This window comes from Bacillus sp. T2.9-1 (genome assembly GCF_950097965.1).
GTDB classification, from domain to species: domain Bacteria; phylum Bacillota; class Bacilli; order Bacillales; family Cytobacillaceae; genus Niallia; species Niallia hominis.
Genome location: NZ_CATNHG010000141.1, coordinates 156579 through 173181, shown reverse-complemented (window position 1 = coordinate 173181; position 16603 = coordinate 156579). Strand labels below are relative to the sequence as shown.

General features: G+C 37.1%; 15 protein-coding genes. 1 reads left to right on the top strand and 14 read right to left on the bottom strand.

Annotated elements, in window-relative coordinates; translation table 11 throughout:
• Positions 1–97: 97 nt before the first annotated feature.
• Positions 98–493, top strand: a complete 396-nt coding sequence (locus QQZ16_RS21490; protein ID WP_284561764.1) for a hypothetical protein — start codon at positions 98–100, stop codon at positions 491–493.
• Between the two features lie 578 nt (positions 494–1071).
• On the opposite strand, the gene upp is transcribed toward QQZ16_RS21490, so the two are convergent.
• From upp to QQZ16_RS21420, 14 genes are all read right to left on the bottom strand, one after another.
• Entirely contained in the window at positions 1072–1701 is a 630-nt protein-coding gene (gene upp, locus QQZ16_RS21485; RefSeq protein ID WP_031536719.1) for a uracil phosphoribosyltransferase, read from the bottom strand.
• 234 nt (positions 1702–1935) lie between these two features.
• Positions 1936–3177, bottom strand: a complete 1242-nt coding sequence (glyA, locus tag QQZ16_RS21480; protein WP_109768640.1) for a serine hydroxymethyltransferase — start codon at positions 3175–3177, stop codon at positions 1936–1938.
• A 992-nt stretch (positions 3178–4169) separates the two neighbouring features.
• Positions 4170–4742: a TIGR01440 family protein gene (locus QQZ16_RS21475; RefSeq protein ID WP_284561763.1), complete on the bottom strand. Its 573-nt coding sequence runs from the start codon at positions 4740–4742 to the stop codon at positions 4170–4172.
• An 81-nt stretch (positions 4743–4823) separates the two neighbouring features.
• Positions 4824–6125: a methyl-accepting chemotaxis protein gene (locus tag QQZ16_RS21470; protein ID WP_031536722.1), complete on the bottom strand. Its 1302-nt coding sequence runs from the start codon at positions 6123–6125 to the stop codon at positions 4824–4826.
• 30 nt (positions 6126–6155) lie between these two features.
• Positions 6156–6605 (bottom strand): low molecular weight protein arginine phosphatase, encoded by a 450-nt coding sequence (locus tag QQZ16_RS21465; RefSeq protein ID WP_031536723.1) that lies wholly within the window; start codon positions 6603–6605, stop codon positions 6156–6158.
• 225 nt (positions 6606–6830) lie between these two features.
• Positions 6831–7397: a manganese efflux pump MntP gene (locus tag QQZ16_RS21460; RefSeq protein ID WP_031536724.1), complete on the bottom strand. Its 567-nt coding sequence runs from the start codon at positions 7395–7397 to the stop codon at positions 6831–6833.
• 104 nt (positions 7398–7501) lie between these two features.
• Positions 7502–8542, bottom strand: a complete 1041-nt coding sequence (locus tag QQZ16_RS21455) for an L-threonylcarbamoyladenylate synthase (protein WP_031536725.1) — start codon at positions 8540–8542, stop codon at positions 7502–7504.
• 173 nt (positions 8543–8715) lie between these two features.
• Positions 8716–9171: a GNAT family N-acetyltransferase gene (locus QQZ16_RS21450; RefSeq protein WP_031536726.1), complete on the bottom strand. Its 456-nt coding sequence runs from the start codon at positions 9169–9171 to the stop codon at positions 8716–8718.
• A 73-nt stretch (positions 9172–9244) separates the two neighbouring features.
• A complete protein-coding gene (locus tag QQZ16_RS21445; RefSeq protein WP_284561762.1) occupies positions 9245–10918 on the bottom strand; it encodes a sigma-54 interaction domain-containing protein in 1674 nt (557 codons plus the stop codon).
• Positions 10919–11209: 291 nt separating this feature from the next.
• Positions 11210–12784, bottom strand: a complete 1575-nt coding sequence (gene pruA, locus QQZ16_RS21440) for an L-glutamate gamma-semialdehyde dehydrogenase (protein ID WP_031536728.1) — start codon at positions 12782–12784, stop codon at positions 11210–11212.
• Between the two features lie 99 nt (positions 12785–12883).
• Positions 12884–13798 (bottom strand): proline dehydrogenase family protein, encoded by a 915-nt coding sequence (locus QQZ16_RS21435; protein ID WP_031536729.1) that lies wholly within the window; start codon positions 13796–13798, stop codon positions 12884–12886.
• Between the two features lie 281 nt (positions 13799–14079).
• Entirely contained in the window at positions 14080–14961 is an 882-nt protein-coding gene (locus QQZ16_RS21430) for a metal ABC transporter permease (RefSeq protein WP_031536730.1), read from the bottom strand.
• Entirely contained in the window at positions 14961–15869 is a 909-nt protein-coding gene (locus QQZ16_RS21425; RefSeq protein ID WP_284561786.1) for a metal ABC transporter permease, read from the bottom strand. The genes QQZ16_RS21430 and QQZ16_RS21425 overlap by 1 nt, the downstream gene beginning before the upstream one ends.
• The gene (locus QQZ16_RS21420; RefSeq protein WP_031536732.1) at positions 15869–16603 is read right to left on the bottom strand and encodes a metal ABC transporter ATP-binding protein; all 735 of its coding nucleotides are present in this window, start codon (positions 16601–16603) and stop codon (positions 15869–15871) included. The genes QQZ16_RS21425 and QQZ16_RS21420 overlap by 1 nt, the downstream gene beginning before the upstream one ends.

The following is a 16603-nucleotide window of genomic DNA, read 5'->3' as shown; positions in this document are numbered from 1 at the left end:
GTGTGACTTTTCTCACACAGACAAATGCCAATACTAATAATTTCTTTCAAGATGAATATAAATTAAAAAAGGAAATACTGCTTTTTTATAAAGTTTGATGGAAAAGTTCTGTATGGAAATGGGGTTTGTCCATCTATCAGCCATTATCGTAGCAATTTTTCAAGTATTACTTTCAGTTAGTTATCCATTAGGAGAGTATGTGATGGGTGGTTCTCATAAGGTTCTACCAAAAAAATTGCGGATTTTGAGTATATTAAATGCTATCATTCTCTTTTTTATTAGTTTGATTTTTCTAACACATACAAATGTGTTAACCACCTTTCATTTTTTACCAACAAACATATTAGTCTGTGTTATTACCTTATACCTTGGTTTAAATACAGTAATTAATCTACTGTCTCAAAGTAAGAAAGAAAGGTTTATCATGACGCCATTATCATTCATTGCTTTTCTCTTATGTTTATTTGTCTTTTTATCTACTTTAAAACCTTGAAGCCCACTAAGAAGCTTGCAAGTCTTTTCCCTTATTTATCGAGTGTTCGAGAGGGCCCGAACTTATCGGTTGGGGTATAAGGCAAAGCATCTAAGTTGAAAAATAGACGGAAGAATTTCGCTTATTTAGTAATTATTATTAAAAAAGGCTTAAATAGACGGAAAGATTCCGCCTATTGACTCGAATAATGCGAAAAAGGGAGATTTTGCTTTGCATAATCGGAAAAACTCCCCTTATTTACGCCGAAACAAGCACTATCATGCATTTATCCGGAAAAATTCCGCTTATTTTCCTTTTGCCGGTTACTCGATTCAGGACAAAACATCTTAGTAAAAAGGGAGTGAGTCCAAAAGATTCTCATTTAATGCATTACGGTGAACCATACCAAAAGTAAGTGGTGAGGCTTTATATAAGGATTTTATATTCCAAATAAAGAAACTCGCCAATTCCAATGGCGAGTTTCCCATTTTATATACCAATAACGATGCCAAAGCTACTATCAAATCGCTACACATTTTAAGAAAAGCACCTCAAAACGGAATCCTTTGCTATTTTAGCCCGAGCATTTTTTGGCACGATTATTTTGTCCCAAATAATCTGTCACCAGCGTCTCCAAGACCTGGAACAATATAACCTTTTTCATTTAACTTCTCATCAAGTGCAGCAATGTAGATATCCACATCTGGATGAGCTTCTTTTAATGCTTCCACACCTTCAGGAGCAGCAATTAAGCACATAAATTTAATGTTTTTTCCGCCTCTGTTTTTTAAAGAGTGAATTGCTTCAATGGCAGAACCACCTGTCGCAAGCATTGGATCCACTACGATAAAGTCTCTTTCTTCTACATCGGAAGGTAACTTTACATAGTATTCGACTGGTTTTAATGTTTTAGGATCACGGTATAATCCAATATGTCCAACTTTAGCAGCAGGGATTAATTTTAAAACCCCGTCCACCATCCCGATACCAGCACGCAAGATAGGAACAATCCCTAGTTTTTTACCAGAAAGCACTTTAGATTTCATTTTGCTAACTGGTGTTTCGATATCAATTTCCTCTAATGGCATATCACGAGTAATTTCAAAAGCCATTAATGTTGCTACTTCATCTACTAGCTCTCTAAATTCCTTTGTACCTGTTTGGGTTTCTCTAATGTATGTAAGTTTATGCTGAATAAGTGGGTGATCAAATACATATACCTTTGCCACAACATTCACTCCGTTCCTTCATTATTAGTATAAATATCCTCTTTTTTCGACAGGATACTTCGTTAACACACTTCTATTCATTCTACAGAAAAAATTTTGGCGAATCAACTGAAATCCTTTTCTAAATTCAAAAATTTTATGATAGTTTTCCCTAAAATCCAAGAAAAAAACCGAGCTTAAGAAAAGAGGACAATCATTAGGTCGTATTCCCCCTTGATGATTGTCCTCTTCTAATTATAATTGTTTATACAATTCGAATTTGCTAGTTAATGTCGTTACTCTTTGAGCTGCCTCCGCTAACTTCTCACCATTTTCATGGTTTTTAAGTGTAAAACCGATAATAGATGCAATTTCATCCATATCTTCTAAACCAAAGCCACGAGATGTTACAGCTGCTGTTCCAATGCGGATTCCACTTGTTACAAATGGACTTGCAGGGTCGTATGGAATCGTATTTTTATTAACAGTGATCCCCACTTCGTCTAATACTTGCTCCGCCACTTTTCCAGATAATCCTAAAGATTGTAGGTCAACTAATAGTAAATGATTATCCGTTCCATTTGATACTAAGTTTAATCCCTCTTTTTGTAGACCACTTGCTAATCGTTTTGCATTTGCAATAATATTTTCTGCATACTCTTTAAAATCCGCTTGAAGCACTTCTCCAAAAGCAACTGCTTTCGCTGCGATTACATGCATTAATGGACCACCTTGAATTCCAGGAAAGATTGATTTATCGATTTTCTTCGCAAATTCTTCTTTACAAAGGATCATTCCACCACGAGGTCCACGCAATGTTTTATGTGTAGTTGTTGTTACAAAGTCAGCATAAGGAACAGGATTTTGATGTAGCCCTGCTGCGACTAAGCCAGCGATATGAGCCATATCCACCATTAAGTATGCTCCAACTTCATCAGCAATCTCACGGAATTTCGCAAAATCAATTTCACGAGGATATGCACTTGCTCCAGCAACGATTAATTTAGGCTTATGTGCTAATGCTTTTTCTCGAACATCTTCATAATTAATATAATGTGTCTCTTTATCTACTCCATACTCAATAAAATTATATTGAATACCGCTAAAGTTAACAGGGCTTCCATGTGTTAAATGTCCACCATGAGACAAGTTCATTCCCAACACAGTATCACCATGTTCTAAAATAGTAAAATAAACGGCCATATTTGCTTGTGCTCCTGAATGAGGCTGCACGTTCACATGTTCCGCACCGAAGATTTCTTTCGCACGGTCACGAGCAATATCTTCCACAATATCTACATATTCACATCCGCCGTAATAACGTTTGGCAGGATATCCCTCTGCATATTTATTTGTTAATACAGATCCTTGCGCTTCCATTACCGCTTCACTTACAAAGTTTTCTGACGCAATCAATTCAATTTTCGCTCTTTGGCGACCTAATTCTTGCTGTATTGCTTTAAAAACAAGTTCGTCTTGCTCCGCTAAATGCTTCATATGTAAATCCTCCCGACTATTCTCTCTATTCCACCGTAAATCTGCCTCTATTCTATCATGTATATATTTTAAAAAGAAAGAGTTAATTTACGAATTATTACGATAATATTTTTATTTTTGTTCGGTTTTTAGTGTTGTTTTTAAATGAATTATCTTATATTTATTAAAAACAACAGAAAAACATATATTCATCTACTATATTAGTAAAGTGAACCAGTAGAAAAAATAAATTTCTGAGTTACTAGAACTTATTTTATTCGCAAAAAATATTATTTAACAATAACACAGTCATCCGAGACCACTGAAAAACTGATAGCTATTGATGCTTGGTCGTAACCGCCTTTTAAACTTAGATGTGTAAATTATTTTCCGAGGTGACCACATGACTCATTGGGGCGAGCGCCGAGCCGCTTCACAGCTCACGCTCCTGCAGGGTCTCGGACTTTCTCGCTGCTCCCATAGGAGTCAAGCGGACACCTCTCCAAACCAACTTATTATTCGCTTTCAAATAAATAAAACCTCATTTTATTTGGAGAACTAGACTTTTTCAGTGCCCTCCAGTCATCCTCTGGGGGGTGTATAAGGACGACAATTTCGTTGAACTTTTTTAAAGAACTTTCCTTCTCGTTTGGTTTTATTTTATTGATAGAGGGGGATTTCTCGGTTACTTTTCTGACTGTTTTTCTTCCTTTTTTGTTACAGAGATGCTTTCTCTGTTACCTTCCTAGCTTCTTTTCTTCCTTTTGCGGCTCAGAGACGCCTCTTCTGTTACCTTCCTCCTAACTACTTTTCCTGCCCAAATGGCTCAGAGACAACTCCTTGTTCCCCTCCCCAGCATTCCTGTCTAAACAGCACAAACAAACCTGCTCAAACATCCTTTTCATCACGGCTTTTAGCAATCTAAAAGCTCTCAGCTGACAACCCATTAATATAAAAAAACCAATAAAATTCCTCCAATCAAACAAGGAATTTTATTGGTTTTTCCACGCTAATTAACAAGAAAGATTTTCTTTTGTTTTCTCATATACCGCTCTCGGACCGCCAATTAATTTCGGCCGTGACTTTGCAAGTGTAACATGTGCATTGCCAAGGTCTTTAAGGGACGTCCGTATTGGCACTGCAACATGCTTTACATGCATGCCAATAAATGTGTCGCCAATATCTATTCCGCCGTCAGCCTGAATGAACTCAACTACAACTGGGTCCTCCATGTGCCCGAAGGCGAAGGTCGCCATTGCTCCACCTGCATGCCGAACTGGCACAACCGATACCTCTGGCAGATTTCTTGCCTGCATTACTTTTCTCTCTACTACTAATGCTCGATTTAAATGTTCACAGCATTGAAAAGCAAGGGAGACTCCAGATTGCTGCTGATAATTCTGACATTCTTCAAAAATAAGTGAAGCAACATCCACAGTTCCTGCAGTTCCAATTTTTTGACCGATTACTTCACTTGTACTGCACCCAATCACAAATAAATGATGTTCTCCAAGCTGTGCCTGTTCTTGATATTCGGTTAGAATCGTTTGTAACTGCTCCTTTAGCTTAAGTGTTTCCTCATTCATATAAAACACTCCTTTTCAAGTTACCTACATTTCTTTTTACTATATCCATCATTGCACAAAGATATTTTGAGTACAAGTAATCTATTCTTTAATTTGGAATCGGCAGATTGTTTGCTGCAGCTCTTTTGCATGCTCTTGCAATTCTAATGCTAAGCTATCTACTTTGCGAATAAGTGCTGTTTGACTTTCTGTAATATTCGTTACCTGTTGTGCTCCTGCAGCTGTTTCTTCTGCAATTGCTGCCACTTCTTGCGATTGCTGTGTAGTATCATATATCTGCTCTTTCTGCTGATGAATCAACTCCGTAATATTAGCCGTAGCGTAGACCATTTTATTTGTTGTCTCATTCATCTCACTGAAAATGAGGCTTGTCTTCTCTCCATTTTCCGCTTTCTCCTGAGCATCCTCTACTTGCTTTGTAATTTGCTCAACAACATTTTTAACCTCTGCTTGCATATTACTGATGATGTCTGCAATTCCATCTACTGCTTTAGCACTTTCATCAGCAAGTCTTCTTACTTCTTCTGCAACAACACTAAACCCTGCACCATGTTCACCTGCGCGCGCAGCTTCAATAGAAGCATTTAATGCTAATAAATTTGTCTGTGAGGCGATTTCTCCAACAAGCTTCAATACCTCTTCTATTTCCTTGGAATGTATTTCTAAGTTTTGCACTGACTTTAGGGAATTCGTATTCTCCACTGCCAAATCCTTCATTCCTTCCACTAAAGAATGAACGACCTTATTTGTCTGAACTAATTTTTCTGACATTTGTTCTGAAATCGTTTTGGACATATTCGCTTTTTCTTCTACTGTAAGAGCGATATTCATGGATTCTTCAATAGACTCCGCTGAAGCTTGTACACTTTGTGCTGATACTTCAGCACCGCCAGCAATTTCTCCAACCGAACTAGAAATAGCTAGTGTGTGCTCGAGCGCATTTTCAGATTCAGCAGAAATCATTTTTACGGTTTCATTTGTTTTATTAAAGTTATTTTCAATGCTTTGGACCATTTCTCGTAAATTTAAAAGCATATGATTAAAAGCTAAACCTAAAGATTTGATTTCGTCATCTGATTTTGATACTTCAACATCTTGGCTAATATCCCCATGAGCTGCTTTTAACGCACCCTGTTCGAGTCTTTTTAAAGGTTTAATAATAAAACCAGCTGCTAAAAAGCCTAAAAAACCAGACCAAAATACCCCTAATAATAAGGTGACAATGTTAAAAAAAGCCGAACTAATAGCTATTTTACTTTCAATCGCCGGATAAATGATATACATACAAAAAGCACTTGTTGAATAGGTAATAATCGCTAAGATTGTAATAAATAATGCCAGCTTTTTTCTTAAACTAAACTTATAATGCACCTTGGTTCCCACTCTTTTTCCCCCTTGTAAATAAAAAGCACCTTACCACTCACTATTTCTTATTTTTTCCATTGTTTTATCAATCAGCATTTCTAATTCCTGATAGGTTTCTCGATACATGGAAACAGATCCCCCAAATGGATCACTAACATCACCATTTGGATCATCCTCTGCAAATTCTTTTATCGTAAACGTTTTCTCAATAGAGGATGGATATGCAGACGTAAGCATATTTTTATGTCCATTCGTCATGGTAAAAATATATGTCGCCCAATCAATTAACTCTTTTGTTACCACAGCAGAAGAATGACTATGCTGGATTCCCTTTTCAGTCAAAACTTCTTGTGCTTGCAAAGAAGCAGCATTTCCATCTATTGCATAAACACCAGCTGATTTTACTTCCACATCAGAAGAGAATTTATGCCTTAAAATAGCCTCAGCCATCGGACTTCTGCACGTATTACCTGTACAAACAAACAATACACGAATCATCACTTATCCTCCTTTTATATGTCTTTATTATAGACCAATTTACCTAAAATTTCTATTTACTTATAGTGAAACACTGTTCTTTTATCGGAGAAAACTAGTACATTTTTAGCATTTGTCTCTTGTTAATATTTTGAAAGTTAAATGTAGTTTTCAGAAAGTTTGTTTATAACATCAAAAATTATTTAAAAAGCGGCTCCCATCATTTGATGAAAGCCACTTTCCCTATCAAAATACAGCTGTAAAACTAATTAATAGCTTAATTCCAAATACAAGAAGGATTGCCCCTCCAAGCATTTCTCCATAGGAACCTAACCAGCCCTTTACTTTCCTACCGATTAGTAATCCTAGCCAGGTCAACACCATCGCACTAATTCCAAAACAAAGCAGCACAACTACGGTTCTTGCCTGGTATATTCCTAGACTTAAACCAACAGAGAAGCTGTCCAAACTTACACTGACTGCAAACAGAACTAACCCAAAGCCAACCGGTGTAATTCGGCTGGTCTCCACTTCTTTAAATCCAGTCCAGATCATTTGAATTCCTAATAAAACTAGCAAAGCTCCACCTATATATCCGGCTATTTCACTAAAGTTTTCCGAAAGAAGTTTCCCTGTAATCATACCAAGCAGTGGCATAATTACATGAAAGATTCCAATCACTAAGCCGATTTTTGCGATTTGCTTTAATCTTAGTTGAAACATCCCCATTCCGAGCCCAACAGAAAATGCATCCATACCTAAAGCAAATGCCATTAAAATAAGTGTAAATAGTTCTCCCACAATTGCAGACATTTTTTTGGCCCCCTTGGACTTGCTAATTAGAGATTATGCACGTCCAAGTTCATTTAGAAGTGGGATTCTGCAATATTTACAGATGAAAAAATTTTTTCGATACTTTATTTAATTACTTGATGGGAAGCAGCTTTCATTAGTCTATTCATAATCGCTTGTCCAACACCCTCTGCTGGAAACATCTCCCCAAAAATGATATCTATTTCCTTATGATCAAAGCTCCGCAAACCATCATAAAGCTCTGTAGCTACGGTGGATAAATCTGCCCGTTTTCCACAAGCATAAATAAAATCAGCTTGATAATAGTCTTTATTTTCTAACGTTGTAAGAATACCTACTTTATGTCCTTTTTGTTTTTCTTCTTCTACTAATAATTGAATTTTCTCCTTAGAACCGTCTACTAAAAACAATGGTGCATTCGGTGCATAATGGGTATATTTCATTCCAGGAGATTTCGGCTTAATTTCCTTATTAATCAGCGCCTGATCCATTCTTACTTCTCCCACAACACTTTCCAGCTGTTGTTTCGTAATACCACCAGGACGTAGAATAACGACCGTTTCCTCCGTACAATCGACAACCGTTGATTCAACTCCTACTCCCGTTGGACCGCCATCAACTATCCCTGCTATATAAGAATCTAAATCCTCTTTTACATGAGATGCTTTTGTTGGACTTGGTTTTCCAGAACGGTTAGCACTAGGGGCAGCAATTGGCAAACCAGATTCTTCAATGATTCGTAAAGCAACAGCGTGATCAGGCATCCGAATCCCTACTGTGGATAAACCAGCAGTGGCGATCTCTGAAAGCATCCCTTGCTTCTTTTCAAAAATAATAGTTAGTGGACCAGGCCAAAAAGCATCCATTAATTTTTCTGCTGTTGCCGGCACCTTTTCTACTAATTCATTTAATTGCGCTCGTTTTGCAATATGTATGATAAGCGGATTATCGGACGGTCTTCCTTTAGCAGCAAATATTTTTGTAATAGCTGAATCTTCCTTTGCATTTCCGCCTAATCCATAAACTGTTTCTGTCGGAAACGCAACGACCTCATTTTTTTTCAAAAGATCAGCAGCTTGTTGTATTTGTGAATAACTTTCTTCCTTATCCACATTTTTATCCACCGACCAATAAATTGTCTTCATTTTTATCCACCTTTTTCAATTCTTATATTTCTTCTTCAAAATCGCTTTTAATTCCCCATTTTTCGACAATACCATCATTTGCTGAAAAGGACAAGCACCTCATTAAATGGGGATAAAAATTTGATTTGTCCACAAATTGTGAATAAATAGTATGAAAAAGTGGATAACTTATGCTATTTATCCACAATATTCATAGGAATATACATGAAATGGGACTTATCAACAGTGAAAACGCTTTTTACTCCATTCGACTCTTTCAATATATGTGGAATATCGTCCATGTCTATCCTCTGAAACCCTAATAGCTGGAATAATTGAAGAGAATACTGGTTAGTAACACTGCAATAGATGGCATCCATCTCTTTTTCTTTTGCTAATTTTAGAGCTTGCTGAATTAAAAATAAAATATCTTCTACCGTTCCCTTGGAAAGGATCATTGAACGAAGCAAACCTACTTTTTCAAACGGCTCTATCCCGATTGTTCCAATAAGCGCTTGATCCTCTTCTGTTTCCATTAGCAAAAAGTAATCAAGCCATTCTTCTAATCCTTCTACTTTCACTTCTGCCTTGTTTAAAAAATCAGCAATTTTTTCTACATCTGTTGTTTCAGCTTGTCTAATAATATGCATTTCACCCGCCACCTCTTCATCTAGTATTTCTTCTATTACTATGAAAAGGGTGCAAAAAAAATGCTAGATTTTCTTACTTTAAACCAAACTCTTTTATTTTGTTATATAACGTTCCTCTGGAGATTCCTAACAATGTAGCTGCAGCACTCTTATTTCCATACGTTTTTTTGAGTACCTCTTCTATGCGCTGCATTTCATCCTCTTCCTTGTTCCCTTTTTCTTCTCGAATAGAAACTTTATACTTTTCTACAATTTCAGCAGGGATATGTTCCAGCATTATTTCGTTTTTGCCTTCACTTACCAATACACTGTGCTCTATCACATTATTTAGTTCTTTTATATTGCCTGGCCAATCATATGCACATAGAATATGCAATGCTTGGTGATTTATTTTGTCTACTTTTTTATTGTGTTTTTCGCTATACTTTTTCATGCAATCGCTAACTAAAACGGGTATATCCTCTTTCCGATTTCGGAGTGGTGGAATTTCAATATGGATAATACTAATTTGATAATAGAGCTTTTCATTAAACAGCCCTTTTCTTACTAACTCCCCTAAAGGCTGGGTAGAAGATAGGATTAATCTTGTTGCCGTTTTTTTCTGCTGTTCTCCTCCAACTCTAGCAAAAGATTGATTTGTCATATAATATAGAAGTTTTTCCTGAACAGGAGGTGGCATTTTATCCACTTCTTCAATAAACAATGTTCCGGATTCTGCCTGCTCCATCTTTCCTTCCATTTCTTCTGTATCTCTCGAATCAAAGGCCATTTTCTGATAGCCAAACAGCTCCATTTCGATTAAGTCCTTCGGAACTGTTGAACAATTTAAAGATAGAAACGGTTTACTCCTCTTAGATCCACCATAATGAATAGCCTGTGCGAGCTGTTCCTTACCTGTGCCTGCTTCTCCGTTAATCAAAACTGGTATCTCTGCCGAAGCTACTTTTTGAGCAATTTCAACTGCCCTTTTTACCTCCTTGCTTTCAGATTGAATGGAGGAAAATGGCTCTTCTTTTTGTATATATAACGATGAATTCGAATCTAACTCCTGATTTAAACGAATGAGCTTGGTTATATCCCGTTCTGTTGAAATACCACCAATTATTTCATTTTCAACAAGAACAGGGGAAGCGTTAATTAATACATGGGTATGTTCATTTGGCCGATGATAAGTTCCTCTAATCGGATTACCCTCTTTTAGAATCTTATGTAATTGAATGGATTCTGAATCAAAATGCTCTCCAATTTTTTTACCTATAATTGCTTCTTTTTTTATATGATAGGTATCCTCTGCCGCACTATTCCAGTAGAAGACTGTTCCGTTCCTATCTACAGCTGTTACTGCATCATTAACCGTTTCTGCCAATGTTTCAAAATAAGTTGTGACATGTCTATTTTCCTTTTGCAATGACCGAATTCTCGCAGTAGCGGTCACAATTCCTTGATAATTCATTTCCTTCTTAATAATAACGGGTCTTATCCAATCAATCTCTTCTTTATTAATCTCCTCGCATGAAATAACAGCTGATGGCAATATTCCACTTGCCTGCAGCCATGTTTTAATTGTTTGACTTTTACCCCCTGCTGATAAAAGATACTGCTCTTCTTTGCCAATCGTATATAGCTGCTCACTTTCGATAACGGCATAGGAATAATTGAGTAGCACATCTGCTAGTCTGCTGGTTTTTTCATGATCTGAGAGGATGATAAACGAAGTTTCTATCTCCAGTTGTGAATCGGTAAACATAGCTTAATCCTTTCTTCCCTATTATTGATAATTTATCATTAAATAATCGTTTTTTCCAATGGCTGTTTTCGTATTCCTAATTAATTTGTTTTCCCTTTTGAAAAATCAACCATTATATAGAAAACAGCCTTTCCAATAAGAGGGAAATGTATCAAAAAAAGCTGTCTCCTAAAGGGAGTCGCACGTGAATGATTCATACACAGAAGTTTTTTTACTTCTTTCTAGTACTATTCTTGTGATTCTCTTTAAAGGAGACAGCTTGTTAAGCGCTTATTTAATTGATTGTTATTATTACATTACTTTTCTCGTGCTTAATTTTGCTTGGGTGAAGAGTAGAAGATAGTCGAATCCTCCTGCTTTAGAGTCTGTTCCACTCATATTGAAACCACCGAATGGATGTACTCCTACTAGTGCTCCTGTACATTTTTTATTAATATACAGGTTGCCGCAATGTTGATTTTCTAATGCGTATTGGATTCTGTCTTCTTTAGATGAAAAGAAAGAGCCTGTTAATCCATAATCGGTATCATTATATACATCGATACCTGTTTTCCAATCAGGGACTTTGCAAATAGCCAATACTGGTCCAAAAATTTCTTCTTTCATAATACGAGCATCGGCAGGAACGTCAGCAAAAATAGTCGGTTCAATAAAATAGCCATTTCCTTGTGCACGGGATCCTCCTGCTACTAATTTCCCTTCCCCTTTGCCAATTTCGATATAGCTTAATATTTTATTTAATGCTTTCTCATCAATAACTGGTCCTACTGATGCGTTTACCTCTGGAAGACCAATAGTTAAATTCTTTGTACGTGCCACTACCTTTTCCACTACTTGATCGTATACAGAATCAACAATGATAGCTCTAGAGCCTGCTGAACATTTCTGCCCTTGGAAACCGAATGCCGCCGCCACAATTGCTTCTGCTGCTGCGTCAATATCTGCTGTTTCATCAACAACGATGCCGTCTTTTCCGCCCATTTCTGCAACAATACGTTTTAACCAAATTTGACCAGGCTGCACAACAGATGCACGTTCATAAATCCGACATCCTACTGCTCGGGAACCAGTGAAGGAAATAAATCGTGTTTTTGGGTGCTCTACTAAATATTCGCCCACTTCCAAGCTATCTCCTGGAAGGTAATTAATGACTCCCGTTGGTAATCCTACCTCTTCCATTAACTCAACAAATTTTGCGGCTATAACAGGCGTATTATCGGAAGGCTTTAAGATAACAGTGTTTCCTGAAACTACACCAGCAACTGTTGTTCCCGCCATAATAGCCAGCGGAAAGTTAAATGGAGAAATAACAATGCCAACACCAAGCGGAATATACGTAATTTTATTATCCACTTCACCATCTGTTGCGTATAGTGGCTGATTTTTCGATGTTTCACTTAGCCGAATCATTTCTCTTGCATAGAACTCAAGGAAGTCAATTGCTTCTGCTGTATCCGCATCTGCTTCTGCCCAATTCTTCCCTGACTCTAAGATTAAGTAAGCGGAAAATTCATGCTTTCTTTCTCTCATTAATTTCGCCGCTTTAAACAAATACTCAGCACGCTCTGGCGCTTTTACTTTCTTCCATGTCTCAAATGTATGTAATGCCTCTTGCATTGCCTTTTCTGCATATTCTTTATTCCCTTTGCTCACTTCTCCGATTACTTCATCGACATTTGCTGGATTAATCGAGACTGTTTTTTCTTCTGTCATAATTTTATCTTTCCCGATTACAAGTGGATATGTTTTTCCTAATTCTCCTTTTACTTTTTGAATTGCCGCTTCTAGTGCATGTTGGTTTTCAATCTTAGTAAAATCAGTAAATGGCTCATTTTTATAAGCTGGGATACTCGTAATGTTTGTCATGTTCATTTCTCCTTTTCGTTTATTGAGTTAATCTTCTTCCATCATTCTCTCAATCTATTAACATTTAAAAATAAAAGGGAGCACGCTTTACAGCATTGCTTATTTAAACAAATTTTTAAGAACAAACCATACATTTGCTGGTCTTTCGGCCAATCTTCTCATAAAATAGCCGAACCAATCTTTTCCGTATGGAACATATACTCTTACTTTGTAGCCTTCTTTCACTAGCTTATTTTGCAAATCCTCACATATGCCATACAGCATTTGGAATTCAAACTTGTCTTTATCTATTCTATGCTTATTAGCAAGCTCTTTTGTGAATTGAATAATTTTTTCATCATGGCTGGCAACCGCTGCATAATTTCCATTTAGCATATGCATTTCAATGATTTTTTTATAATTTTCATCTACGTCTTTTTTCTCTGGAAAGGCAACATCTGGCGACTCTTTATAAGCCCCTTTAACAAGGCGTAAATTTGCCTTTAATTCATTTAAATGTTTCATATCTTCTTCCGTACGATACAAATAAGCTTGAATGACTAAACCCACATTTTCGAATTCTCGACGGAGCTCTTCATAAATATCGATTGTTATTTGGCAATGAGCATAGTCTTCCATATCGATACGAACAAAATTTCCGTATTGCTTTGCACGGGAAACAATTTTCCGCATATTGTTCAAACATAGGTCTTTATCAATATCTAATCCTAGTGATGTCATTTTCACCGATAAATGAGATTGGACCCCTGATGCATGAATTTCATCTAACGTTTTTAAAGACATGCTGGTTGATTCATTTGCTTCTTCTTTCGTGTAGACGAATTCTCCCAGATGGTCAAGTGTAACTACTCTGCCGGATTTGTTTAATTCTGCGACCTTCGAAATCGCTTCCACAATAGATTCACCAGAAACGAATCGTCTGGCTCCAAAGCGTAAACCATATTTGCGAGCTAGTTTATTTGCGGATTTATTCTTTGCTAATGACTGAAACATATTTCTCCATGCAAGTTCCATTATCACGCGCCCCTTTTTTTGAACACTTTTGTTTAAAATTTACCCACTGTACATTTGTGTTTAATTTATGCTTTGATTATACAATAGGACTTCCTTTAAAATCTATAATTTTCTGATAAATTTTTATTATTTGATTAAACAAAATACTGCAAGCGTATTACAAAAAACTTATTCCGTCCAATCAAAAAGAGACTATCCTAAAAGTACGCTTCTCAAAAAGAATGCTTTATCTAAAGCCCATTTTTAAGAGAGTACTTCTAAGACAATCTCTTTAACTAATATTATATGTTCGCCGTCTTTTTTCTACCTATAAAGCCCCTTGCTAAAACTCCATATTTTGGGGAACAAAGAAAACTGATCATAAAAATAATTCCTGTAGAAAAGGCCATTGCCCCTGAAATGGAGGTATCTAACCATACCGCAAGATAATAGCCAATAAATGCGGACATAATTCCAAAGCTGCTACTTAATAGAAATAGAATGGATAGTCGATCTGTCCATAAATAAGCGGCAGCCGCAGGAGTAATCAGCATCGCTACTACCATAATTGCCCCAACTGCATCAAAAGCAGCAACCGTTGTTAATGACACTAAAGACATAAATAAATAGTGCATAAAGATAACAGGAATGCCCAAACTTGCTGCAAGTGCTGGGTCAAATGAAGTTATTTTCCATTCCTTATAGAAAGCTATTATAATAACGACAACCACTATTAAAACAATGCTTAGTAATACAACTGCTTCTGGTATCCTTCCAAGGAGCGGAATCTCCATTATCTCCCATGGGATAAACGTAATTTCTCCCATCAAGGTATGCTTCACATCCAAATGAGCATTTCCCACTTTTGTTGCAATTAAAATGACACCTATCGCAAATAAAGTTGTAAAGACAATGCCAATCGAAGCCTCTTGCTGTACACCTCGTGTATGGAGCCATTGGATAACAATTGCCGTAATCAAGCCCGTAACAACCGCTCCAATCAACATATGGATCCCTGTTAATTCCCTAGTAACTAAATAGGCACATACAATTCCCAAAAGCACGGTATGGCTTATAGCATCTGCCATCATCGCCATCCTTCTTAAAATTAACAAGACACCAATAAGACCACAGCTCAATCCAACTAATGAGGCAGTTAACAATATCCAACCAGTATAGCTCATTATTGTTCTATCTCCTTCGTCATTTCTAATAGTGCCATACGTTTCCTCTGTCTCTTTTGTTGAAAAAATACAACTGCTAAGCCCTTCTTACTTCCTAAAAATAAGGACACAAGAAAAACAGAAGAGGCCGTAACTACAATGAAGGGTCCAGTCGGCCATCCTTTGCCAAATGTACTAAGCAATGTCCCAACCATTCCCGCACTTCCGCCAAACAAAGCGGAAAGAATCACCATCACTTTGAACGATTCCGTCCAATATCTCGCACTCACACTCGGAATTATTAGCAAAGCTGCCATTAATATAACACCAACTGCCTGAATCCCAACAACAATGACTAACACAAGGATCGCCATATATAGTGCATTCATCTTAGTAATCGATATGCCTAAGCCTTTAGCAAAGCTAGGATCAAATAAAAATATTTTCCATTCTTTGAACAAGAGAACTGTTATGAAAAGGACGATTAGAGCTACTATCATCATCGTCCAAACATCTTTGGATACCATGGAGGCCGCTTGCCCAAATATAAAACTATCTAAACCACTTTGATTGCCACCAGGCATCCGATTAGCAAATGTCAAAAGCATAATCCCTAAGCCAAAAAAGACGGATAAAACAATTCCCATTGCCGCGTCTTCCTTGACTCGGCTGGAGTTTCTTATCCACTGGATGAAAAAAGCACCTAATAAAGCAGTAACTGCTGCGCCAATAATCATCACAAAAAGATTTTTTTCTCCGATTATCATAAAGCCAAGTACTACTCCTGGAAGTGCTGCGTGAGAAAGCGCGTCACTCATTAAGCTTTGTCTTTTCCAGTAAGCGAAGCTGCCAATAGCACCAGCTGCCATTCCTAATAAGAATGTACTAAATAAAACCGATTGGGCATTATAAGAGAGAAAACTAAACATTATCGCTTCTCTCCCATCCAATGCAATGTACCTCCATACGCTTTCCTAATGTTTTCTCTAGTAAAAGTTAAATGGGTTGGTCCATGCGCAATTACTGTTTTATTTAGCAGGAGAACATGATCAAAATATTCTTCGACGGTTTGCAAGTCATGATGGACAACCATCACTGTTTTCCCACTCTCCTTTAACATTTTTAAAGTCTCCATGATTGCTTTTTCTGTCGTTGCATCAACACCTGCCAATGGTTCGTCTAAGAAATAAAGATCCGCATCTTGGGCAAGAGCTCTGGCGAGAAATACCCGTTGCTGTTGCCCACCTGATAACTGGCTAATTTGCCGATGTGCAAAACCTTCCATCTTCATTTCTCTTAACGCTGCCAATGCTTTTTGCTTATGCTCTTTCTGCGGCCACTTTAACCAGCCGATTTTTCCGTATTGCCCCATTGTTACGACATCTAAAGCATTTGTCGGAAAATCCCAGTCAACAGATCCCCGCTGAGGAACATAGCCAATTTTCGATTTTGCTGTTTTATACTTTTCGCCAAAAAATGTAACCTTACCAGTAATACTAGGGATGAGATCTAGCAGTACTTTTAGCAACGTAGATTTTCCAGCACCATTCGGACCAACAATACTCGTTAAGGTTCCTTGTTTAATTTGAAAGCTAACATCCGTTAACACTTCATTTTTCCGATAAGCTGCTGATACATTCTCCACAGTAAGAACTGACTTCAT

What these genes read in the sequence shown, in the direction of transcription:
- QQZ16_RS21490 (WP_284561764.1), top strand. Translation starts at nt 98, where the DNA reads ATGGAAAAGTTCTGTATGGAAATGGGGTTTGTCCATCTATCAGCCATT.
- glyA (WP_109768640.1), bottom strand. Translation starts at nt 3,177, where the DNA reads ATGAAGCATTTAGCGGAGCAAGACGAACTTGTTTTTAAAGCAATACAG.
- QQZ16_RS21475 (WP_284561763.1), bottom strand. Translation starts at nt 4,742, where the DNA reads ATGAATGAGGAAACACTTAAGCTAAAGGAGCAGTTACAAACGATTCTA.
- QQZ16_RS21465 (WP_031536723.1), bottom strand. Translation starts at nt 6,605, where the DNA reads ATGATTCGTGTATTGTTTGTTTGTACAGGTAATACGTGCAGAAGTCCG.
- QQZ16_RS21460 (WP_031536724.1), bottom strand. Translation starts at nt 7,397, where the DNA reads ATGTCTGCAATTGTGGGAGAACTATTTACACTTATTTTAATGGCATTT.
- QQZ16_RS21455 (WP_031536725.1), bottom strand. Translation starts at nt 8,542, where the DNA reads ATGAAGACAATTTATTGGTCGGTGGATAAAAATGTGGATAAGGAAGAA.
- QQZ16_RS21450 (WP_031536726.1), bottom strand. Translation starts at nt 9,171, where the DNA reads ATGCATATTATTAGACAAGCTGAAACAACAGATGTAGAAAAAATTGCT.
- QQZ16_RS21445 (WP_284561762.1), bottom strand. Translation starts at nt 10,918, where the DNA reads ATGTTTACCGATTCACAACTGGAGATAGAAACTTCGTTTATCATCCTC.
- pruA (WP_031536728.1), bottom strand. Translation starts at nt 12,784, where the DNA reads ATGACAAACATTACGAGTATCCCAGCTTATAAAAATGAGCCATTTACT.
- QQZ16_RS21435 (WP_031536729.1), bottom strand. Translation starts at nt 13,798, where the DNA reads ATGGAACTTGCATGGAGAAATATGTTTCAGTCATTAGCAAAGAATAAA.
- QQZ16_RS21430 (WP_031536730.1), bottom strand. Translation starts at nt 14,961, where the DNA reads ATGAGCTATACTGGTTGGATATTGTTAACTGCCTCATTAGTTGGATTG.
- QQZ16_RS21425 (WP_284561786.1), bottom strand. Translation starts at nt 15,869, where the DNA reads ATGTTTAGTTTTCTCTCTTATAATGCCCAATCGGTTTTATTTAGTACA.
- QQZ16_RS21420 (WP_031536732.1), bottom strand. Translation starts at nt 16,603, where the DNA reads ATGAAGTCAGTTCTTACTGTGGAGAATGTATCAGCAGCTTATCGGAAA.